At 30.8% G+C, this 22,800-nt stretch carries 22 protein-coding genes and 1 riboswitch; of the genes, 5 read left to right on the top strand and 17 right to left on the bottom strand.

What is annotated here, in order from left to right:
• Positions 1-53: 53 nt before the first annotated feature.
• From ACTT9C_RS00460 to ACTT9C_RS00480, 5 genes are all read right to left on the bottom strand, one after another.
• Positions 54-1,121, bottom strand: a complete 1,068-nt coding sequence (locus ACTT9C_RS00460) for a branched-chain amino acid ABC transporter permease (protein ID WP_440922544.1) — start codon at positions 1,119-1,121, stop codon at positions 54-56.
• 3 nt (positions 1,122-1,124) lie between these two features.
• Positions 1,125-2,033: a branched-chain amino acid ABC transporter permease gene (locus ACTT9C_RS00465; protein ID WP_440922545.1), complete on the bottom strand. Its 909-nt coding sequence runs from the start codon at positions 2,031-2,033 to the stop codon at positions 1,125-1,127.
• Positions 2,034-2,042: 9 nt separating this feature from the next.
• Positions 2,043-2,837, bottom strand: coding sequence for an ABC transporter ATP-binding protein (locus ACTT9C_RS00470; protein ID WP_440922546.1), 795 nt, complete (start codon positions 2,835-2,837; stop codon positions 2,043-2,045).
• A 2-nt stretch (positions 2,838-2,839) separates the two neighbouring features.
• The gene (locus tag ACTT9C_RS00475; RefSeq protein WP_440922547.1) at positions 2,840-3,655 is read right to left on the bottom strand and encodes an ABC transporter ATP-binding protein; all 816 of its coding nucleotides are present in this window, start codon (positions 3,653-3,655) and stop codon (positions 2,840-2,842) included.
• A 93-nt stretch (positions 3,656-3,748) separates the two neighbouring features.
• Complete coding sequence (locus tag ACTT9C_RS00480) at positions 3,749-5,077, bottom strand: ABC transporter substrate-binding protein (RefSeq protein WP_440922548.1); 1,329 nt, start codon at positions 5,075-5,077, stop codon at positions 3,749-3,751.
• A 478-nt stretch (positions 5,078-5,555) separates the two neighbouring features.
• On the opposite strand from ACTT9C_RS00480, the gene ACTT9C_RS00485 reads away from it, so the two are divergent.
• The 4 genes from ACTT9C_RS00485 to ACTT9C_RS00500 all read left to right on the top strand — a co-directional run bounded on the left by ACTT9C_RS00485 (position 5,556) and on the right by ACTT9C_RS00500 (position 9,613).
• Entirely contained in the window at positions 5,556-6,755 is a 1,200-nt protein-coding gene (locus tag ACTT9C_RS00485; protein ID WP_440922549.1) for an NAD-dependent formate dehydrogenase, read from the top strand.
• 88 nt (positions 6,756-6,843) lie between these two features.
• On the top strand, positions 6,844-7,419 hold the full coding sequence (gene msrA, locus ACTT9C_RS00490) for a peptide-methionine (S)-S-oxide reductase MsrA (protein ID WP_440922550.1): 576 nt from the start codon (positions 6,844-6,846) through the stop codon (positions 7,417-7,419).
• An 18-nt stretch (positions 7,420-7,437) separates the two neighbouring features.
• A complete protein-coding gene (locus ACTT9C_RS00495; RefSeq protein ID WP_440922551.1) occupies positions 7,438-8,880 on the top strand; it encodes a protein adenylyltransferase SelO in 1,443 nt (480 codons plus the stop codon).
• 16 nt (positions 8,881-8,896) lie between these two features.
• On the top strand, positions 8,897-9,613 hold the full coding sequence (locus ACTT9C_RS00500; protein WP_440922552.1) for a class I SAM-dependent methyltransferase: 717 nt from the start codon (positions 8,897-8,899) through the stop codon (positions 9,611-9,613).
• Positions 9,614-9,655: 42 nt separating this feature from the next.
• Here ACTT9C_RS00500 and ACTT9C_RS00505 read toward each other — a convergent pair whose 3' ends face one another.
• Positions 9,656-10,759, bottom strand: a complete 1,104-nt coding sequence (locus ACTT9C_RS00505) for an NAD(P)/FAD-dependent oxidoreductase (protein ID WP_440922553.1) — start codon at positions 10,757-10,759, stop codon at positions 9,656-9,658.
• Positions 10,760-11,227 (bottom strand): TspO/MBR family protein, encoded by a 468-nt coding sequence (locus ACTT9C_RS00510; protein ID WP_440922554.1) that lies wholly within the window; start codon positions 11,225-11,227, stop codon positions 10,760-10,762. It lies immediately after the preceding gene.
• A 24-nt stretch (positions 11,228-11,251) separates the two neighbouring features.
• Here ACTT9C_RS00510 and ACTT9C_RS00515 point away from each other — a divergent pair, with 24 nt between their 5' ends.
• Positions 11,252-12,013 (top strand): SDR family NAD(P)-dependent oxidoreductase, encoded by a 762-nt coding sequence (locus tag ACTT9C_RS00515; protein WP_440922555.1) that lies wholly within the window; start codon positions 11,252-11,254, stop codon positions 12,011-12,013.
• Here ACTT9C_RS00515 and ACTT9C_RS00520 read toward each other — a convergent pair.
• The 10 genes from ACTT9C_RS00520 to ACTT9C_RS00565 form a co-directional block, all read right to left on the bottom strand.
• A complete protein-coding gene (locus ACTT9C_RS00520; RefSeq protein WP_440922556.1) occupies positions 12,010-12,558 on the bottom strand; it encodes a DUF3833 domain-containing protein in 549 nt (182 codons plus the stop codon). The genes ACTT9C_RS00515 and ACTT9C_RS00520 overlap by 4 nt on opposite strands.
• 16 nt (positions 12,559-12,574) lie before the next feature.
• Positions 12,575-13,753, bottom strand: a complete 1,179-nt coding sequence (locus ACTT9C_RS00525) for a class I SAM-dependent methyltransferase (protein ID WP_440922557.1) — start codon at positions 13,751-13,753, stop codon at positions 12,575-12,577.
• Positions 13,753-14,511: a DUF1365 domain-containing protein gene (locus tag ACTT9C_RS00530; protein WP_440922558.1), complete on the bottom strand. Its 759-nt coding sequence runs from the start codon at positions 14,509-14,511 to the stop codon at positions 13,753-13,755. The genes ACTT9C_RS00525 and ACTT9C_RS00530 overlap by 1 nt, the downstream gene beginning before the upstream one ends.
• Entirely contained in the window at positions 14,504-15,742 is a 1,239-nt protein-coding gene (locus ACTT9C_RS00535; protein ID WP_440922559.1) for an NAD(P)/FAD-dependent oxidoreductase, read from the bottom strand. Before ACTT9C_RS00535 ends, ACTT9C_RS00530 begins: the two co-directional genes overlap by 8 nt.
• 6 nt (positions 15,743-15,748) lie before the next feature.
• Positions 15,749-18,619 (bottom strand): aminomethyl-transferring glycine dehydrogenase, encoded by a 2,871-nt coding sequence (gene gcvP, locus ACTT9C_RS00540; RefSeq protein ID WP_440922560.1) that lies wholly within the window; start codon positions 18,617-18,619, stop codon positions 15,749-15,751.
• Positions 18,619-18,999 (bottom strand): glycine cleavage system protein GcvH, encoded by a 381-nt coding sequence (gene gcvH, locus ACTT9C_RS00545; RefSeq protein ID WP_440922561.1) that lies wholly within the window; start codon positions 18,997-18,999, stop codon positions 18,619-18,621. The genes gcvP and gcvH overlap by 1 nt, the downstream gene beginning before the upstream one ends.
• Complete coding sequence (gene gcvT / locus ACTT9C_RS00550) at positions 18,999-20,102, bottom strand: glycine cleavage system aminomethyltransferase GcvT (protein WP_440922562.1); 1,104 nt, start codon at positions 20,100-20,102, stop codon at positions 18,999-19,001. Before gcvT ends, gcvH begins: the two co-directional genes overlap by 1 nt.
• Before the next feature lie 77 nt (positions 20,103-20,179).
• A riboswitch (glycine riboswitch) is annotated at positions 20,180-20,270 on the bottom strand.
• A gap of 22 nt (positions 20,271-20,292) precedes the next feature.
• Positions 20,293-21,171: a DMT family transporter gene (locus tag ACTT9C_RS00555; RefSeq protein ID WP_440922563.1), complete on the bottom strand. Its 879-nt coding sequence runs from the start codon at positions 21,169-21,171 to the stop codon at positions 20,293-20,295.
• Positions 21,171-22,115, bottom strand: coding sequence for a biotin-dependent carboxyltransferase family protein (locus ACTT9C_RS00560; RefSeq protein WP_440922564.1), 945 nt, complete (start codon positions 22,113-22,115; stop codon positions 21,171-21,173). The genes ACTT9C_RS00555 and ACTT9C_RS00560 overlap by 1 nt, the downstream gene beginning before the upstream one ends.
• Complete coding sequence (locus ACTT9C_RS00565) at positions 22,108-22,782, bottom strand: carboxyltransferase domain-containing protein (RefSeq protein ID WP_440922565.1); 675 nt, start codon at positions 22,780-22,782, stop codon at positions 22,108-22,110. Before ACTT9C_RS00565 ends, ACTT9C_RS00560 begins: the two co-directional genes overlap by 8 nt.
• Positions 22,783-22,800: the final 18 nt, after the last annotated feature.

A 22,800-nucleotide genomic window follows, 5' to 3' on the forward strand; every position in this document is an offset into this window, starting at 1 on the left:
AAGTAGACCTATTAATATTCCTATTGCTAACGCTATAATTAATTTCTTCTTATTCACTTTTTTAGTACTGGAGATTTTACACCTTTAACACCTGATGAAGATAATTTTGATTTCATACTTTGCTTAAGATTTTCCCAAAGCTTAGCCATTCCTAAAGGTTCATAAATCATAAATACTATCATCAATAGGCCAAATATTACCTGTTCGATTGATGAAATAATTGTAGCATCAATAGCTCCGTGAAATACATTGTTTCCTATAGCATTTAAAAGAACTGGAAAAAGCAAAATAAATGCTGCCCCTATAAAAGCACCATTAATAGTCCCAAGTCCGCCAAGAATGCACATGAATAAAATTTTAAAAGATAACTTAATATCGAAAGCAACTGGCTCTAAAGATTTTAGATAACAAAATGCAAAAAGAGCACCAGCTACACCACAATAAAATGCACTAATAGCAAATGCTTGAACTTTAGTTCTTAATAATGAAACTCCCATGGACTCAGCAGCAATATCCATATCTCTAACTGCCATCCAATTTCTGCCTGTACTTCCTCTTGCCATATTCATAGCTAATAAAGTTAAAATTGTGGTAACAGCTAAACATACAAAATACATAGCTAATGGTGTTGTAAATGGTTTTCCTAAAATAACTATATCTTGTGCAGTTATAATCCCTGATGAGTCATAGTTTTTAAACCATCCAAATTTATCTATCATCCATATAATAAAAAACTGTGAGGCTAATGTTGCTACCATAAGATAAATTCCTCTAACTTTTAAACTTGGTAAACCAAACAAAATTCCAAAAGCTGCAGCAATTAAACCCGAAACTATTAGTGAGCCAACGAAACCAAGATCAGGCACTCGTAAAATAAGGTTAAACATAGCAAAAGCACCTGCAGCCATAAATCCAGCAGCACCCAAAGCTAATTGACCCGTATAGCCCATTACAATTTGTTGTCCTATAGTAGCTAAAGCCAAGCAAAGCCAAGGGATTAATATAGAGGTGTACCAATATTCTGTTTTAATAAATGTCGGTATTATTAATACACTTAAAACCATACAAACAGCTAAGTTGATCAGGTCTTTTTTTGTGTAAGTCATAAAAATTGGTTTCATAAATTAAACTCTCCTAATAATTTTTTCTCCAAATAAACCTTCCGGTCTATATAATAAAAAGAAAATCGCTAATACATATGGCGCCCATCCCTCAATGGCACCTCCAAAAAACGGTCCGATATAAACCTCTAATATTTTTTCTACTGCACCAATAATTAAACCACCAATAATTGCCCCTGGAATAGAGGAAAAACCACCAATAATTAAAACCGGCAAAGCTTTTAATGCAAGATCAACAAGAGCAAATTGAACACCAGCTCTAGCTCCCCACATACATCCTGCAACTAAAGCTACCACACCTGCAGCAGACCAAACTAATAACATTATATGTTTTAAAGGAATTCCTATAGAGCTTGCTGCACCTGCATCATCTGCAACAGCTCTCAAACCTAATCCAATTTTTGTGTATTTAAATAATAAAAACAGACCAATAATCATTATTGCTGCAACTACCCCAGCAGTAATATCAAGTGCGCTAATAAATAATTTTAAATTATCTGCAATCCATGGCACTGGAAAATCTCCTATGCCTAAATCTAATCTTCTTACTTCCACTCCCCATGCTGCTTGAGCAAGTCCTTCTAAAACATATCCTAAGCCAATTGTGGCCATTAATACTGTATCTTCGCTGGCATTCATTAAAGGTCTTAAAACCAATCTCTCAGTACATAAACCAACCACTACCATCAAAAGGGCTGCTAAAATAAAAGCGAGTACAAAAGGTATATTGAAATCTTGCATGAAACCACAGAAAGCAAGAACTGAGAAAAAAACCATGGCTCCTTGTGAAAAGTTAAATGTTGCTGACGCTTTAAAAATAAGAACAAAGCCTAGAGCAACTAAAGAATACATTGTGCCAGCAAGTAGACCGCCAACCAGAACTTCCATAAAAAATAGTAATTCATTTGCCATATTATAATCCTAGTGTTCTACTCCTAAGTAAGCATCTATTACTTTTTGGTTTGACATTATTTCATCTGGTGTTCCATCACCAATAACCTTGCCATAATCAAGTACAACCACTCTATCAGATATATCCATTACCACTCCCATATCATGCTCGATTAAAACCATTGTTGTGCCAAGTTCATCATTTACCTTTAAAATAAATCTACACATATCTCTTTTTTCTTCGACATTCATCCCTGCCATCGGCTCATCCAATAAAATTATTGAAGAGTCGGTTGCAAGAGCTCGACCTAACTCAACTTTTTTTTGTAACCCATAAGGAAGTTTTCCAACAGGAGTATCTTTAATGTCTTCTATCTCTAAAAAACTTATTATTTCTTCTGATCTCTCTCTATTTAATTTTTCCTCTTTTTTTACTTTTGGAAGTTGTAAAGCTACCTCAAGGAAATTTGTTTTTGTGTGAAGTTTTCTACCTACTAGAATATTATCAAGTACTGACATTCTTTTGAAAAGAGCTAAGTTTTGAAATGTTCTAGATAGACCCATTTGAGCCATGATATTCGGGGTTATATTAGGTACTATTTGTCCTCTAAAAGATACAGTTCCTTGTTGAGGCTTATAAATTCCATTAATACAGTTTAACATTGAGCTTTTTCCAGCTCCGTTAGGTCCAATTATTGCTCTAACCTCGTGCTCAAGAACATTAAATGAAGTATCGGTAATAGCCTTAACACCTCCAAAAGCGAGTGAAATATTATTTACCTCTAATATTGGCTTTCCTATTTTAAACTTTCTTTCGTATGCCATATTTAATTTATTTTTTTACTTAAACTTTCTTCTTTAAGAACATCTCTAAAGTTTTTTCTACCTTTTTTTGATATGCCTAAGTATAATTCTTTCACTTTATCATTGTTTAATAAACTTTGCGCAGTCCCCTCGAGCATGACTTTTCCAGTTTCAATGATGTAACCATAATCAGAATTTTTTAATGCAATATTAGTATTCTGTTCAGCAAGCAAAATACTAACTCCTTCTTTTTGATTTAATTCTTTTACAATATTAAAAATTTCAGCAACTAATTGAGGTGCCAAACCCATTGTTGGCTCGTCTAGTAATAACATTTTAGGTTTTGCCATCATTGCTCTTGCAACTGCAATCATTTGTTGTTCTCCGCCTGATGTAAATGCTGCTTGACTTTTTCTTCTTTCTTTAAGTCTTAAAAAATAAGTATAAATTTTCTCTAATTCTTGATCAATATCTCCTTTAGATAATTTTCTTGAATAAGCTCCAGAAATAATATTTTCCTCAACAGTTAAATGACCAAAGCATCTTCTGCCCTCTAATACTTGTACCATTCCAAGACCAACCATTTGAGATGGGTTTTGTTTTTCAATTGAATTTCCATCATAATCGATTGATCCTTTTGTAACTTTGCCTCTTTCGGAGGCTAACATAGTTGAGACAGCTTTTAATGTAGTACTTTTACCTGCTCCATTTGCTCCTAATAACGCAACTACTTTTCCTTTGGGAACTTTTAAAGAAACATCATGTAAAGCTAAAATAACGTTATCATACATTACCTCAATATTTTTTATATCAAGAATGTTTACAGAATTATTACTCATTAATTTTTTTACTTTAAATTTTATTTAAAGGGGGAGTTTAAATTGATTATCTAAACTCCCCCTCCAACAGATATTAATTTATCTCTAAATTAATTATCCACATTTTTTCGGTGTAATGTTGTTTTCTTTAGCAAATTTTGCTGCAGAGTCTTCAACTAAACCTCTAATAAATTTAGGGTCTAATGGAGCTTCCCAACCAGTTACCTGATTGAATTTTTTTCCATCCCACTGCATTACAGCAAATTTACCGGCACCTTCATGGTTTGCACATGAAATAGCAAATGGAGCTAACATTCCTCCAACTCCAAGCTCAGTAAGTCTAGCTTCAGTCATGTTTAAAGCCTCATAACCATCTCTAAACTCAGCACCAGTTACTGCTTTACCAACTTTGTTATGCATCTTTTGAGCATTTTTCAAAGCCTCAATCCACATAACTGCAGCACCCAGTCCTCTATTCCAGTATACTGAACCAATTCTATTTGGATCAGCTAAATTTCCTTTTCCAGAACCATATACTTTGTCTTTGATGTCTTTAACTAATGGATATTCTCCTGGTAAAGCGTTAGCAACAGCATAAGTTCCTATCGCAGCATCACCTGCTGGATACATATCCTCCTCGGCAGCACCGAATGTTACGTACATCATTCTATCCCTTGGGAAATTAATTCTAGCAGCATTAGTCATTGCTGTTGAATTCATTCCAGAACCTGCTCCCCAGAAAGTAACCCAATCAGGATTTTCTCTTCTGATTTGCAGCCACTGAGATTGTTGCTCTAGACCTGGAGGCGGAATTGAAATTTCAACTAATTTCATTCCCCAGTCAGAAGTTATTTTTCTCATTGCCGGTAATGGCTCTCTTCCGTAAGCAGAGTCAATGTGTAAGTGAACGATCTTTTTACCTTTCATCTTATCAATTCCGCCTTCGATCTCAGCCATAAATTTTAATTTAACAGCTATTTGTGACCAGTAGTGACTTGCAGCATTAAATACCCAAGGCCATACTCTTCCATCAGCACCGTCAGTTCTTCCATAACCATATTGAGCTAAAACAACATTGTCTTTTGCCATACGGTTAATAACTGCATATGCTCCTGGTGTTCCTAAAGTATCAAACACGACTATTCTTTGACCATCTTTTTCAAGTAGTCTCTGGTAACACTCAACTGTTTTCACAGCATTGTACTCAGTTTCACATTCTTGCCACGTAAGCATAACTCCATTCACTCCGCCTGTCATATTGACGTAATTCATGTAGTCAATCTGAGCCCCATAGTAACCAGTCCCCATTGCTGAATAAGGTCCAACACGGCTACTAGCTACAGGAAAGTATTGAGTTTCTGCTCCAAATACTTTTTGAGGTAAAGCGAGTGAAGAAAATAAAGCTACTACTACTGTTAAAGTAGATGCTAGCCTTTTTAACATTTTTGTTAACATTTCTACCCCTCTTAATTAAAGTTTAAAAAAATAATTATAAACATATGCAGCAAGATTGTGCAAATTTTAATCATTCCAATTAGCATTAGATCTCTTTTGCACAAACTTATGATAGCTTTTTTACAACCCTTAGATGAAATAAAACTTCAGATTGAAAAAAAATTGATTTTCTTAATTTTTGCTGTTTTGCATTAGGTAAAATTTCTATATTTGTTTGTCTTAGTGTTGATTTGGTAATTTAATTTAATTTCACCTACTCTCTGGCATAAAATAACTTAACATAACTCATCAAATATTGTTTAAACTTTAATTATTCAGCAAATCCTTAACAATTATTATTTTTGCAAAGATTTTTTATGAATTAATTTTTTAAAAAGTCTTACCCATTTCAAAAATAATTCGTTGCTTGAGATCCTAAAATAATGTTAGATGCGATTAATAAATATATAAATATACAGGAGATTAAATGAAGATACTATGCGTATTATATGATGATCCAAAAGGTGGAATGCCAAAATCATATGCACTTTCAGAATTACCTAAGATAGAAAAATATCCAGATGGGATGACTTTGCCATCACCTAAAGGAAGAGACTACACTCCAGGACAATTACTAGGATGTGTATCTGGTGAACTTGGATTAAGAAAATTTTTAGAAAGTAATGGTCATGAGTTAGTTGTGACTAATAGTAAAGATGGGGATGGATGTGAAGCTGACAAACATATTGTTGATGCAGACATTGTAATTTCACAACCGTTCTTTCCATATTATTTAACTAAAGAGAGAATTGCCAAAGCTAAAAATTTAAAAATGGCAATTACAGCAGGTATTGGTTCAGACCATGTTGATTTACAAGCTGCAATGGATAACAAGATTGATGTTGTAGAAGTTACTTATTGTAATTCAAGATCTGTAGCAGAACACATTGTAATGATGATTGTTTCAATGGTAAGAGATTACCACAATCAACATAGAATTGTTAATGAAGGTGGCTGGAATATTGCTGATGCTGTTCAAAGATCATATGATGTTGAAGGTATGCATATTGGAACAGTCGCTGCAGGACGTATTGGTTTGGATGCATTAAGAAAAATGAAACCATTTGATGTTCATTTACACTATTTTGATAGACATAAATTACCTGACTCTGTTGAAAAAGAATTAAACCTTACATTTCATGAGTCTGTGGAGTCGATGGTAAAAGTTTGTGATGTGGTGACAATTAATTGTCCTCTACACCCTGAAACTGAGAACTTATTTGATGAAGCAATGATAAGTAAGATGAAAAAAGGCGCTTATATTGTAAACACTGCTAGAGGAAAAATCTGTAATCGAGATGCTATTGCAAAAGCATTAAAGAGTGGTCAATTAAGTGGTTATGCTGGAGACGTATGGTTTCCTCAACCAGCACCAAATGATCATGTATGGAGAAGTATGCCGCATCATGGTATGACGCCTCATACTTCTGGAACATCTTTAACTGCACAATCAAGATATGCTGATGGTGTAAGAGAAATATTAGAGTGTTTCTTTGAAGGTAAAGAAATAAGAAACCAGTATTTAATTGTTAAAGATGGTCAGCTAGCTGGTATGGGTGCTCACTCATATAGTAAAGGTTCAGCTACTGGTGGATCTGAAGAAGCAGCAAAATACAAAAAAAAATAATTCTCAATTAAATTGTTAAAGGTGGCTACTGAAAAGTAGCTACCTTTAAAATCTGGACTTATCATAACGAATTTGTTTATGATATTTAATGAAATATTTTTTCATAATTTTCTTATTTTTAATTAATATAAATTTTTCATATTCTGCTCAAAAAGATAAGGCATATTTTGCTGGGGGATGTTTTTGGTGTGTTGAGGAGTCATTTGAAAAATTAAAAGGTGTAGAAGAGGTAATTTCTGGTTATTCTGGGGGTATTACTGAAAACCCTACTTACAAAGAAGTTACGTATGGAAATACTGGTCATTTTGAAGTTGTAGAAATAATCTATGATAAAAAAGTTATTTCATTTAAAGAATTATTAGAAAATTTTTGGGTTAATATTGATCCATTTGATGCTTATGGTCAATTTTGTGATAAAGGATATAGTTATAGATCAGTTGCATTTTATCAGAGCGATGAGGAGAAAAGATTAATAGAAAAAGATATCAAAAAATTAGAAAATAAATTCAATAAAAAAGTTGTGACTTACATTAGAAGCTTTAAAAAATTTTACAAAGCTGAGGAATATCATCAAGATTTTTATAAAATTAAGTTTGAGCGATATCTTAGATATAAAAAAGCTTGTGGAAGAGAAGAATTGCTTAAAAGAATCTGGAGTCAGTAAATTTTTATGAAGAATATTATGAATTGGAATTTCGATAACTCTTATTCAAGACTGTCTAATGCTTTTAAAGAACATATTGAACCTATTGCTGTTAAAAATCCAGAATTAGTTTTGATAAATGAAGATTTAGCTAAAGAATTAGACCTGGACTTTTCCAAAATTGATAAAAAAGAATTAGCAGCTTTATTCACTGGGAATATTCTTCCAAAAGGAAGTAATGCCATTGCGCAGGCTTATGCTGGTCACCAGTTTGGGCATTTCACAATGTTAGGAGATGGAAGAGCAGTTTTAATAGGGGAACATTTAACAAGAAATAATAAAAGATACGATATCCAATTTAAGGGTTCTGGAAAAACTGCATTTTCAAGAGATGGTGATGGTAGAGCTGCATTGGGTCCGATGTTAAGGGAGTATATAATTAGCGAAGCTATGCATAAGCTTGGTATTCCTTCAACAAGAAGTTTAGCCGTAGCAAAAACAGGTGAAAACGTAATACGAGATACTCCATTACAAGGTGCTGTTTTAACTAGAATTGCTTTAAGCCATATTCGAGTTGGGACTTTTCAATATATTGCAGCAAGAGAAAAAAAAGATGAGTTAGAAACTTTATTTAATTATGTAATTCATCGACATTACCCAGAGTTAGAGAATTCAAAAAATAAAGCACTAGATCTTTTAACTGTTCTTATAGATAAACAAATTGATCTTGTCATTAACTGGATGCGTGTTGGTTTTATTCATGGTGTTATGAATACTGACAACATGGCTGTTTCTGGTGAAACAATAGATTATGGACCTTGCGCATTTATGGATACATATGATCCAAAGACTGTTTTTAGTTCAATAGATCGATTTGGAAGATATGCTTATTGTAATCAGCCTAATATAACAAAATGGAACTTAGCTAGATTTGCAGAGTGTTTAATACCTCTTATTGATCAAGATGAGAGTAAAGCAATTAAAATAGCTACAGAAACTATTAATTCTTTTGGAAAAAAATATGAAAAAAAATGGTTAGATATGATGCGAAATAAATTAGGTTTACTTGGTAAAGAAGAAAAGGATAAATCTCTTATTCTGGATTTATTAACGTGGATGCATGAAAAAAAAGCAGACTATACAAATACTTTCTGTCATTTAATGGGAATTGAGCCAGAAAAAAACAGGATATACGAGGATATGGAATTTTTAAATTGGAAGCTTAGATGGAAAGAAAGATTAAAAACTTTTAACAATTCACCAAAAAAATATGAAAAATTAATGAGTAGTTTTAATCCACTTGTAATACCTAGAAACCATAAAGTCGAAGAAGTATTAAATGAGGCAAATAAAGGTAATCTTGAGCCATTAAGTTCATTTTTAGAAGTTTTAAGTGATCCATACAACAGGAAGAAAAATATTTCCAAATATCAAATTGTAACAGGTGTTGAAAAAGGATATCAAACTTTTTGTGGAACTTAAATTTGAGATAAATTAAATGCGAAAAGAGTATAAGATTATAATTTCATCTTCATCCCAAAATTTTTTTTTGAGTTTCTACTTACTTTTAAAATATTTCATTAGTAAGAAGTTAAACAGAAAAAAAATTAAAAAAGGAAAGCTTTCAAAAGAATATAAAGAATTTATCCAAAAAAATTTACAAATTGGTGAAGATTGGTTTACACATAATATAAATAATTTGGATTTGATCTTTAAAAAAAAACAACTTTATAACAAAGAATTATCAGTGCTAGAAATTGGAAGTTATGAGGGGAATTCGTCAGTATTTTTTTTAAAATATTTTCCAAAAATTAAATTAACATGTGTCGATACTTTTGAGGGATCAATTGAGCAAGATAATCAAAATTTTGATAAAGTATTTGAAAATTTTAAATTTAATACTAAAAATTACAAAGATCGGGTTGAAGTTTTTAGATTAAAATCTAAAGAATTTTTTAAAGATACCAATAATTCTAATTTTGACTTAATTTATATAGATGGCTCACATTACGCTAAAGATGTTTTTGAAGATGCAACAAATTCCTTCAAAGTTCTTAATAAAAATGGTTATATTATTTTGGATGATTTTCTGTGGGATTTTTATGAAAATATAAATGATAATCCAATAGGTGGGATTAAACTATTTATTAAAAAAAACTTTTTTAAGTTAAAAATAATCTCAATTGGATACCAGATTATTATTCAGAAAATATAATTAAAAAAAATTAATTAGAAAATTTTTTGCATTAAGAGTTTTTTATAACACGTAAGGCTCTGGTCTTGCTTTTGCACCTAATACTCTTTCTACTGCCATATTTGAAATATCAATCGATTGATAAGAGCCTGTTGTAATTAGCTCTGTTAAAGCTCTTCCAATTCCTGGTGCTTGCATTAATCCTCTTCCAGTAAAACCAGTTGCTAAGTATACGTTTTCAAATTTTGGATGTTTTCCTACTACAGCATTATTATCTAATCTATTACAATCATAATAACCTGCCCAACCACCAGTTAATTTCAATTCTTCAAATGCTGGGATTCTTTTAGCTAAAGCAGGCCAAACTAATTCCTCAAAATCGTCCCAGGCTGGTTCGAGATCTGTAGCATCAAAAACTGATTTTGGTGAACCAGCTAAATACTCTTTACCTTCAGGTCTCCAATAAACTCCTGTTGTTAAATCTCCTGTTAATGGCATTTCAGGAATGTGTTTTGGACACTTAACTCTAAAAACTGTATGCTTTTGAGGCTCTACTGGAATATCCTCCAATAATTCCTTTGTCCAACATCCAGCAGCAGATACTATTGTTTTAGCATTTATTTCCGATAAAGATTTAACTTCTCCTTTGATAAATTCTGCTCCTTGCTCTATAGCTTTACTTTTTAATGCTGTATGAAAAAGAAAAGGATCTATCCATCCTTCACTTTTATTATCAGTAAATGTTGCGGTTTCTATTCCTTCTTTATTTATATAAGGAAAAAACTTATCTAACTCAGAACCTTTGATATTCTTTGTTCCAGCGTCACATGCTTTATGATTTTCGAGAGCCCTATATTGTTCCTCTGCATGTTCTGGGCCAAACATTAATAGATATCCATTTGGTACCATGCTTGCAGTAGGATTAGGATTTTTTTCCGTTTTGAGCAACTCTGGTATTTGAAAAATAAATTCTCTTGCAAATTTACCAAGTAAAATATTTTCCGTTTGAAAAAATTGTCTTCTAAAACCGCCAAGAGATAACGGAAAGGAAGCTGATTTATAGGTTGGGTCTCTCTCAATTACTTTAACTTTTCTTCCCTCTTTAGATAGGAAATAAGCAGTTGCTGCACCAATTATTCCCCCACCAACTATAACAACATCATCCATTTAATTTAGCACCATTAAGTTATAGTTAAGAAATAAAGCATAGAAACACCAAAGTAAATATGGAATCATTAAGTAATAACTTACAAAATTGACACGTTTAAATCTAATAATTAGAATAATTATCAAAGTTATCAAAATAACTAAAACGACTAATGCAAAAAATATTTGATGTAATCCAAAAAAAACAATACTCCAAGTTGCATTAAAAACTATATGTATAAAATAAATATAAATTGTATTTATATCTCTTTTTTTACTGTGCCAAAAGAACCAAATAGCTAATGTCATCATTATGTAAAGTGTCGTCCAAACTGGAGCAAATATCCAATCTGGTGGATTATAATTTGATTTAATAAGCCCAGAGTACCAAGGCTCTTTGAGGCTTATAGAGACTAAACCACCGGTAAATGATGCAGAAAAAGTGACAATTGAAAAAAGAATTAATGAATAAAATTTATTTTTTAGCATATTAGTATTATACATCTTTATAATATGAATAAAAAAACTATTTGGATCACAGGTGGTAGCACAGGAATTGGTAAAGCTTTAGCAATAAAATTTGCTAAAGAAGGTTGGAATGTTGCAATATCTGCAAGACGTGAAAATTTACTAAAAGAAACTTGTGGAGAACATGAAAATATTAGTTCTTTTCCACTGGACGTAACTGATAAAAATAAATGTAAAGAAGTTTTTCAAAATATAGTAGATACTTTTAAGAATGTAGATATTTGTTTTTTCTCAACTGGTACATGGGATCCAAAGAAAGAAAAAGATATTGATGTTGAACAAATTGAAAATGTATTTAAAGTAAATTTTTTTGGAACATTAAATAGTGTTAAAGCTGTAGAGAAATATTTTAAAGATAAAAAAAGTGGAACTATCACAATAGTCTCCTCTATTGCGGGTTACCGAGGATTACCTAATTCAACTGGATATGGGCCATCTAAATCAGCTTTAAATAATTTAGCTGAAAGCTTATATTTTGATTTTGGTAGATCAAATGTTCGAGTATGTCTTGTCTCACCAGGTTTTATTAAAACACCAATGACTGACAAAAATGATTTTAAAATGCCTTTCTTAAAAACTTCTGAATATGCTGCAGAAAAAATTTATGATGGTTTAGTAAACAAAAATTCTTTTGAAATTCATTTTCCAAAATCTTTAACAATTATATTGAAAATTTTAAGTTTCTTACCAAACAAAATTTATTTTGGATTAATTGGAAAACTTACAAAATACCAAAAAAAAAATTAATCTTTTACAAAAACTACGGTTAATTCTGCTACTTTGAATCCAAATTTAGTCATTGTAGCCCTATTAATTGCTACACGTTCATCTTGTTTGAAAATCCAATCATCAAAAGTTATTTTCATTTCTTTACCTTTGACCGGAACTAACAAAACATATTCAAATTTAAAAGCTGGACCATATGAATATCCTTTCGCTTTACCAACAACATCTCCTGCAGTACCCTCATAATTATTTTCATCGATTTTGGTGATCTGCCATTGTCTAGTTTGAATTTCCCCATCATCCCAATTAAATTTTTCGTCGAGTATCAATTGTTTACCGTCCCATTTTCCATTTAAATTTGCAGAAAATTGTCTTGTGACTTTTCCAGATCTATTTTGAAGCACCCCCCAAGCTTTTACATTGCCTGACAAATAATTTTCAATAATCAATCTAGGTTCTTTATTTTTAAAATCTTCTGGTTTCATAGCGCTGTTTTTTGAGCAGTTTGTAATTAAGAAAAGAAAAATTATCAATAAAATTGATTTGCTATTTTTAAGTTTAATCATTCGTTTCCTTTAAAGATCATTTATTTTGAAGTGAAAATTGAATTAAATCTATATTTTTTGATTTAAATCCTGCCTCACAATAAGAAAGGTAAAATTCCCACATTCTTTTAAAAGTCAAATCAAAACCTTGTTTCTTAATTAAATTCCACTTCTTATTAAATTCATTTCTCCATATTGCTAATGTATCAGAATAATGATCTGCATAAGAGTCATATGACTTTATAGCTAGACCATTTTCTGAAACATATTTATTAATAATATTCTTACTTGGTAAAAATCCTCCAGGAAAAATATATTTTTGGATGAAATCTGTCTTATTTTTATATCGGTCAAACATATTATCATCTATTGTGATAGCCTGAATAGCAGCTCTCCCATTATCTGATAGATTATCTTTAATAGTTTTAAAATAACTTTCTAGGTAATTTTGTCCAACAGCTTCTATCATTTCTATTGAAGCTATTGAATTATATTTATTTTTTAAATCTCTATAATCTTTAATTTCAATGTTTACTTTTTCATTTAGACCACATTCATGAATTCTTTTTTTAGCATATTCAAATTGTTTTTTTGATATAGTAATGCAATCTAATTTAACATCATATTTTTTTCCTAAATATTCTGCAAAACCACCCCAACCACATCCAATCTCTAAAATTTTGTCACCATTATTTGGTTTAATTAAATCAATTAATTTTTGATATTTATTATTTTGTGCGTTAGACAAATCTTTATTCTTCTCATCAAATATTGCACTTGAATAAGTTAAAGTTTTATCAAGCCATAGTGCAAAAAACTCATTGCCTAAGTCATAATGTTTTGAAATATTATCCTTACTTCGACCTCTGGTGTTCTTAATAAATAAATTTCTTGCATAGTTGATTACTGGAAAATCTAATAGACCAGAAAATTTATAAATTATTTTGATATTTCTTGCAGTAATTTCAATCAGGTTTGAAAGATTATCAGTTTCAAATTCATCCTTCATATAAGATTCTGCAAAACCAACACTTCCTCCTTTTATTAGGTTGAAAGTAAAATTTGGTTTTTTAATTTTTAAAACTGATTTTAAAGGACTGCTAGGGTTTCCAATTTTTAATAATCCACCGTTATATTTTGTGATCTCTAAATACCCATACTTTATATCTTTTAAAATTTTGAAGACAATTTGATCTGAAAAATTATATAAGCTCATTAATTCTCAAAAGTAATATTGTTTTTAATTTTAAGTTTTTTTTTTACAAATTTTATTCCTTTAAGCCATAATTTAAAGGCTTCAAAATGTATCGCCGATATAACTTTAAATGTCATTAACGGGTGTTTTATGTATGATTTAAGTAATTCTGTGGTTGTAAATTCTGCCCTTTTTCCTTCTTGTGATGCAAATAAGATTTTTTCATTTTGCTGATATTGATCAATTATGACTGAAATCTTTTCAGAGGGTTTTAAGATTCTAAAAAAATAATTACAATTCATTTCAATAAACGGAGACACATGAAATTTTTTGAAACAGTTGTGTTGTAACATGTTATTTTTCTCTACTCTAAAAATATAAGTATGTTGTTCTCCAAAAGTATTTTTTACCTCATATAATATCGAAATTAAATTTTCATTATGATCATAAACAAAGAAAACACTAAGAGGATTAAACACATAACCAAAAATTCTTGGATAGCACAAAAGCTTTATTCTTATATCTTTTGAAAAAATATTATTTTCCTCTAAATTTTTTTTCACCCATTCAGTCAAAGATGAGCCATCTCTTTGACCATGATCTTTGTCAAAAAAACTAATCAGATTAAACCGATTATATGAGAAAAAACTTATATTTTTATTCAGATTATTTAGATCAGATAAATCGATTAATAATGAAAATACACTGTACTTAAAATAATGTTTTTTTGGTTTAAATCTTTTGTGTATTACCGTTCCATTGTAAATTGAGCTAGTCATCAAGGTTTTTTAGCATTTCAATTGATGATTTTATTCCATCTTCATGAAAACCGTAACCAAAATAACTACCGCAAAAAAGAATATTTCTTTTATTTTGCAAATTTTTAAGCTTAATTTGATAATCTAAAGCAGATTGATCAAAATATGGGTGGGTGAATTTAACTTTTTTTAAAATTTTTGTTTCATCAATATCGAGGTATGGATTTAGTGTAAGAAATATATTTTTCTCACATTCTAAATTTTGAAGTAAATTTAACCAATAAGTGATTGAATTTTTTTCAATTTCATTTTTCTGCATAGATGAGTTCCAAGCACACCAGGCATTCTTGTTTTTTGGCATAACTGTCTCATCTGTGTGTATATAAGCCAAATTTTCTTTATAACTAAAATTTGACAAAACTTCTTTCTCTTGATCAGTTGGATTTTCAATCATTGATAATGCCTCGTCCGCATGTGTTGCAATAATTACTTTGTCGTAATCAAAAAATTCATTTTTTCCACCATAATACAAATCAATACCATTTGATTTACTAATGATTTTATTGACTTTATAATTCTTAAAATATTCTCCACTAATTTTTGATAGAATAGTTTTTACATATGACCTGCTTCTATTTGAAACTGTGTACCACTGTGGTCTATTTTTAAGTTTAAATAATCCATGATTTTGAAAAAATTTTAAAAAGAATTTTAAAGGCATCTTATTCGCAGCATATGGCGGCATCGACCAGATTGCTGACACCATAGGTATTAAATGATAATTGATAAATTCTTTTGAAAGATTATTTTTAATCAAATAATCACCCAATGTGATGTTCTCATTTATATTATCTAGCTTGTCGGATTTTTTATAAAATTTTATAATATCAAAAAACATTTTTAAAAATTTAATATTAAATAAATTCATCTTGTTGGAAAAAATTCCATTTAATCCTTTTCCACAGTATTCGAAGTTTGTATCCTTTACTGATACAGAGAAAGACATGTTGCTTTTTTCAATTTCAATTTTATTTTCATTAAAAAAATTAATTAAATTTGGATAAGTTTTAAAGTTAAATACAATGAAGCCTATATCTACCGATACTTTTTTGGTTCCAACTATTAGATCAATTGTGTGTGAATGACCACCAAAGTGATCTTCTTTTTCAAATAGATCAACATGATTATTTTTTGAAAGATAATAAGCAGCACTTAATCCTGAAATGCCTGAACCAACTACAGCAATTTTCATCAATAATTATGCTGCATCTTCTTTAAATTCATCCATGCTTGGACATGTACAGAAAATATTTTTATCACCATAGACATTGTCTACTCTTGCAACTGGTGGCCAAAATTTATTTACTTTTAAAAATTTAGCTGGATAAGCAGCCTCTTCTCTAGAATACTTGTGTGTCCAATTATCAGAGGCTAACTCAGTATCAGTATGAGGAGCGTTTTTAATTGGATTATCAACTTTATCAAATTTACCAGTTTTAATTAGATCAATTTCTTGTTTAATCTTAATTAAGGTGTCACAAAACCTATCTAGCTCTGACAGGTTCTCACTTTCTGTAGGTTCAATCATCATTGTTCCAGCCACAGGCCAAGACATTGTTGGTGCATGAAAACCAAAATCAATTAATCTTTTTGCGATATCTTCCTCAGTGACTCCCGTTTCTGATTTGATTGACCTAATATCAATAATACATTCGTGAGCAACATTACCATTTGAACCTTTGTATAAGATTGGATAATGATCTTTCAGTCTTTCAGCAATATAATTTGCATTTAGTATCGCAACTTTAGAAGCTAGTTTTAATCCCTCTGATCCCATCATTTTTATATACATCCAAGAAATTGATAAAATACTTGAGCTTCCCCATGGAGCAGCAGACACAGCTCCAATTCCAGTCGCTGGACCACAATCTTTAACAACTGGATGATTTGGCAAATAAACTTGTAGATGTTTTTTACATGCAATAGGTCCCATACCTGGTCCACCCCCACCATGAGGGATACAAAATGTTTTATGTAAATTTATATGACAAACATCCGGACCAAAATTTCCAGGTTTGGCTATACCAACTAGTGCATTCAAATTTGCCCCATCCATATACACTTGCCCACCATGTTTATGAATTAGTTCACATATATCCATGATTTTTTCCTCAAACACTCCATGAGTAGATGGATATGTGACCATCAAAGCTCCTAAATTTTCTGAATGAAGCTCCGCTTTTTTCTTTAAATCATCAAAATCAACATTACCTTCTTTATCACAATTAACTACAACCACTTTCATTCCAACCATTTGTGCACTAGCAGGATTGGTTCCATGTGCAGAGCTTGGTATTAAACATATGTTTCTATTTTTTTCACCCCTATCTAAATGATATTTTCTAATTACCATTAGTCCTGCATATTCGCCTTGAGCACCTGCATTTGGTTGAAGTGAAACTCCCGAAAAACCAGTAATTGATCTTAACCAGTTTTTTAAATCGGTAAATAATGTCCTATATCCCTCCATCTGCTCAATAGGTACAAATGGATGGGGCTCAGCTAATTCTCTCCATGAAATAGGTATCATTTCTGCGGTGGCATTTAATTTCATCGTGCAAGAGCCTAACGCTATCATGGTTCTGTTAAGAGCTATATCCTTGTCCTCTAATTTTTTAAGGTATCTAAGCATTTCTGTCTCAGAACGGTATGAATTAAAAACAGGATGTTCTAAATATTTAGAAGTTCTCAATAAACTTTTTGGTAAATTGGGTAAACTTACTGTTGGATCCTCTTTTTTTATAGACTCTGCTGCATTAAAAATTTTTAACAGTTGATTTACTCTATAAACATTTTTTTTCTCATCAAAAGAAACAGCAAGCATTTCAGAGTTTACTTTTCGAATATTAACTTTTTGATTTAAAGCATTTTTATAAATTTGATCAGTCTTTTCTTTAGTAATAATTGTAACAGTATCAAAAAAGTAATCAGAATATATTTCATATCCAGATTGTTTTATTTTATCAGCAAAATTTTTTGCTAATTGAGAAACTCTCTCAGAAATTTTATTAATTCCATCTGGACCATGATAAATGGCATAAGCTGCTGATACTATAGCTAACAACGCTTGAGCTGTACAAATGTTACTTGTAGCTTTGTCTCTTCTAATATGCTGCTCTCTAGTCTGTAGTGACAATCTATAAGCCTTGTTTCCATGTCTATCTACTGAAACACCAACTATTCTACCTGGCATAGATCTTTTGTATTCATCTTTTGTTGCAAAAAATGCAGCATGTGGTCCGCCATAACCCATTGGAATACCAAATCTTTGTGAACTACCAACTGCAATATCAGCCCCAAGTTCTCTCGGCGTCTTAAGTTTAGCAAGCGCAAGAAGATCGCAAGCTAAAATAGCTTTACCATTTTTTTTATGAATTTTACTTATTGCCTCGCTTGGATCTTTAATATCTCCTAAGGTTCCAGGATACTGTAATATTCCACAAACAATATCCTCTTTTAATTGTTCTAAAACTTTGTCTTCATTTCCAACAAGAACTTTGAGACCCATAGGCTCTGCTCTAGTTCTAATAACCTCAACAGTTTGGGGGTGGCAATTTTCTGAGACAAAAACTAAATTACTATCACTTTTATCAAGTCTATAACTTAAACCCATAGCTTCTGCTGCAGCTGTACCCTCATCCAATAAAGATGCATTTGCAATATCCATTCCTGTAAAATCAACAATCATTTGCTGAAAGTTTAAAAGCATCTCCAGTCTTCCTTGAGCCACTTCTGGTTGATAAGGCGTGTATGATGTGTACCAGCCTGGATTTTCCAATATATTTCTTAAAATTACGTAAGGTGTGTATGTACCATAATAGCCCATGCCAATAAAATTTGAGTAAATTTCATTTTTTTTAGAAATTGCTTTTAATTTTCTTAATGCTTCGTATTCTGAATTAGACTCACCAATATTAAGTTCACCCTTAAACTGTATTTTTTCTGGAACTGTATTATCAATTAAATCATCTAATGATTTATAATTTAATTTTTTTAACATTTTAGATTGATCATCTTCAGATGGACCAATGTGTCTTTTTATAAAATCTTTTTCGGAATTATGTAACATTAGGTATTATTCTCCTTTGCAAATTTATCATAGTCATCTTTGTTCATTAAAGAGTCCATTTCAGATTTATCTTTTATTTTTAATTTGAAGAACCAAGCAGAATTTTCAGGATCTTGATTTATTTTTGATGGATCATCCACAATCTCTTGGTTTGTATCAACAACTTTACCACTCACTGGAGTATAAACATCGCTTGCAGCTTTAGTAGACTCTACAACTCCTGCTGTTCCATCTTTTTCTACACTAGAACCTTTTTCTGGAAGCTCTGCAAACACAATATCTCCTAGCATTTCCGTTGCATGCTTTGTTATCCCAATTGTTGCAACATCACCTTCTAATTTAATCCATTCATGCTCTTTAGAATATTTTACTTCACTCATTAATTTACTCCTTTTACGTAACTTTTTTTATAAAATGGTAAACTGCAAATGTTTGCTGCATATTTTTTACCTCGTACCTCTAAGAATACTTTAGTGTTTTTTTTTGAAAATTTATTTTCCACATAGCCCATTGCTACAGGTCCATTTACACTTGGCCCAAATGTGCCACTAGTAATTTCTCCAATATGAACATCTGATTGGTTGAATATTTTTGTTTTCTCTCTGGCAATTATTCTTCCCTCAGGTTTAATCCCAACTCTTATTTTGGTGACACCGTCATTTAATTGTTTAATAATTATGTCCGAACCAATGAAGTCACCTTTGGAAATTCTTTCTTTTGAAATTGCCCATTTCAAATTCGCTTCAACTGGAGTTTTATCTTTATCAAGGTCATGACCATACAAGCATAAGCCAGCTTCTAATCTTAGAGTATCTCTTGCTCCTAAGCCTGCTAATTTAGATCCTTTATTAATAAATTCTCTGGTCAATTTTTCTGCAAAATTATTTGGAATTGATATTTCAAAACCATCTTCACCTGTATACCCGGATCGAGTAATGTATACTTTGTGATTGTCAAATAAGAACCAGCTTCCAGACATAAAATTTAAATCTTTTACTCCATCAATGACATCATTTAGGATTTGCGATGATTTAGGTCCCTGAATTGCAATTAAAGATCTGTTTTCATCCAAAACCATTTTATACTTTTCGTTTAACAATTCCTTTAAAATTTTAAAATCATTGTCTTTACACGCTGCATTAAGAATTATTAAAAAGCCTTCATCAATTTTTGTAATGATTAAATCATCTTGTATCCCAGCATCTTTATCCATTAGGAAGCTGTATTTAGAATGATTTAGTTTCAAATTTTTCAAATCTAATGGAAAAATTTTTTCTAAATCTTTAATTAATTCATCGCCACCATAAATAAATAATTGACCCATATGTGAAACATCAAAAATACCAGAGTGATTTCTTGTAAATTTATGCTCCTCCACAATACCTTCAGAATATTGGATTGGCATCTGATAACCTGCAAATTCAACAAACTTTGCGTTACAATCTTGATGTAATTGATAAAGCGATGTTTTTTTTGTTTCCATATTAACTCTTTATACCCATCTGTATATTTGCCTGAGAGTTTTGCTCCTTCGGCGAGAATTAAATCTCTTTCCAGAGTTAATATGTTACGGTCCTTTTTGCCTGAGAGATTCCCGGGTAGTTGCTCCTTCGGCGCTACGATAATCTGTAGTCTCTCCCGTAAAGCAATAGTCCTATAAGTAACTTAAAATGTCAATTGGAAACGATTGCCTTTGGTTTTTTTAAAAGGGTATAAAACTGAAGTAATACAGCAAAAAGTATTATTGCTCCTCCTATCAACCCATATAATGATGGTATTTCGCTCACAAAAAGAAAAGCCCAAATAGGACCTAGAACAGACTCAGATAACATGATTATTCCAACCATTGCAGAAGGTGTTGTTCTTGCACCAATTGTTATAAATATAAAACCAAAACCTATTTGAAAAAATCCAGCTAAAAAACCTAAAAAAATATCATGAGGTGAAATCATTATAGTTGGTGAAAGTGATAAACCAATAAGACATGAACTTACACCTGCAACAAACTGTGCTGGGACCATATCAACTGATGGAAATTTTCTAACGATCATTATTAAAACTGCAAAAGTAATTGGCATTGTGAAAGCTGCTAAATTTCCAGATAATTCTCCTGGAGATAATGAATTTCCAACCATTAACAGCACACCAGACATTGCTAAAATAATTGAAATTAACGTAATTAAATTTATTTTTTCTTTTAAGAAAAAAAAACCAAATATTGCTAAAAATAAGATTTGAAGTGATATGATGAAGTTAGTATTAGCAACAGTGGTGTTATACATGGCAAAAACATAACCACAGAAACCAATAGATAATATTAATCCACCAATAAAACCTGGTAATCCAGAGTCATAAAACGATTTTAAAACTTTACTTTTATAAGTGATTATCAAAAAAGTTAAAACCGTAAGAGAGAAAAATAAGGATCTCCAAAATAATATCTGCCATAAAGTTGCACCTTCAAAAGATTTAACTATTAATCCACCAAAGCTTAAACTAAGAGCACCAAAAAATATCAGTAATGGACCGGGTAAACTTTTTAAAATATTCATTAAATTTGTGAAATTAAATTTTGAGTCTCTAAGTCATACAATTTAAAAAGAGTTTCCGCACTACTTAAATCGACCTCCTGAAATTTAACTCTGGAGCCAGGAGTTAATTGAACCAATTTGTCATAATCAGCACTTACAACGACGCCGATTTTAGGATACCCCCCTATAGTACCATGATCTGAGAGCATGATTATTGGATTGCCATCAGCCGGCACTTGTATCACGCCCTTAATTAAGCCTTCAGATCTAATATTAGTATCAACTATATTTTCTATTTTTTTTCCCTCTAATCTCATTCCCATACGATCAGATAATTTAGAGACTTTAAACTCATTTTTAAAAAAAATTTTTTTACCCTCTTCAGAAAAATAATTAAAATTTGTTCCTTTAATTACTCTAATATTTTCTATTTTTGTATTAACATAATTTAATTTTCTATTCACGAAGTTATCATTAATATCTTTGATTGTAATTTTTTGGTTATCAGATAATTTTTCTCCATTGTTAGATCCTATCTTTGCTTTAGTATTAGTTGAACAACTAGACCATTGAAATTTTAAATCAAATGTACCACTGATTGCTAGATATCCATAAACAGATTTATTAGTTGATATAATATCTAACTCGTCACCATTTTTTAGAATAAATGATTGATAACATTCTCCATCAATTAAATTATCACCATTTTTAATTTTAAAACTGACATCACCAGTAATAGCAATATTAATTTTATCTCCATGATATTTTAAATGAGGGCCCTGATATGCAAATTCTATTACTGGGTCATCATGATCATTGCCAGTAAGTTTATTAGCCAATAAATAATTTCTATTATCCATAGCTCCACTGAACGGGACACCTATATGATAGAGATTGTTCCTTCCAAGATCTTGGAAAGTTGAATTAATACCTGCCCTTATAATTTCAAAATAATTTTTATTCATGATAATTTTGATATTTTTCTTTACTAATTCTTTTGAATGTAACTAAATCGCCCGGATTGATTAAATTGGGTTCTTTTTCTTTAGTGCTATCAAAAATATTTAATGGAGTATTTCCAATGATATTCCATCCCCCAGGGCTTTCAAAAGTGTAGATATTGGCAAATTGCTCAGTCAAACCAATTGAACCCTTTGGAACCTTAACCCTAGGAGTATCAAGACGTTTTGCTCTAAGATTTTCATCTAAATCTCCAAGAAAAGGCATTCCTGCGATAAAACCTGTCATATAACAAAAAAATTCTTTTTCAAAAAAACTCTCGTATATTTTTTCCTCTTTAATCTTAAGTTTTTTTTCTAACCTTTTTATATCTAGAGAAAATTCTTTCTCACAGCAGACAGGAATTTCAAATTTTTTGTTTTGAATACTATCACCTTTGTTAATCTCAATATTATCAATTATCTTTTTAAGTTTATTAAAATTAATTTTTTTAAGATCAAAAGAAATAATTAATTTATTGTAAGATGGAGTAATATTGTTTACTCCTGAAATATTTTTTTTTTGAATAGTTTTAAAGTATTTGATTACTTGTGTGTTAATGTCTTTATTTACATCTTTACCGAAATCACAATATAAAGCTGCGTCACCAAGATTTGATATATTTTTTATCATGCCATGTTATACTGAAGA

The organism is Candidatus Pelagibacter sp. (assembly GCF_052049575.1).
In the GTDB taxonomy this organism is placed as follows: domain Bacteria; phylum Pseudomonadota; class Alphaproteobacteria; order Pelagibacterales; family Pelagibacteraceae; genus Pelagibacter.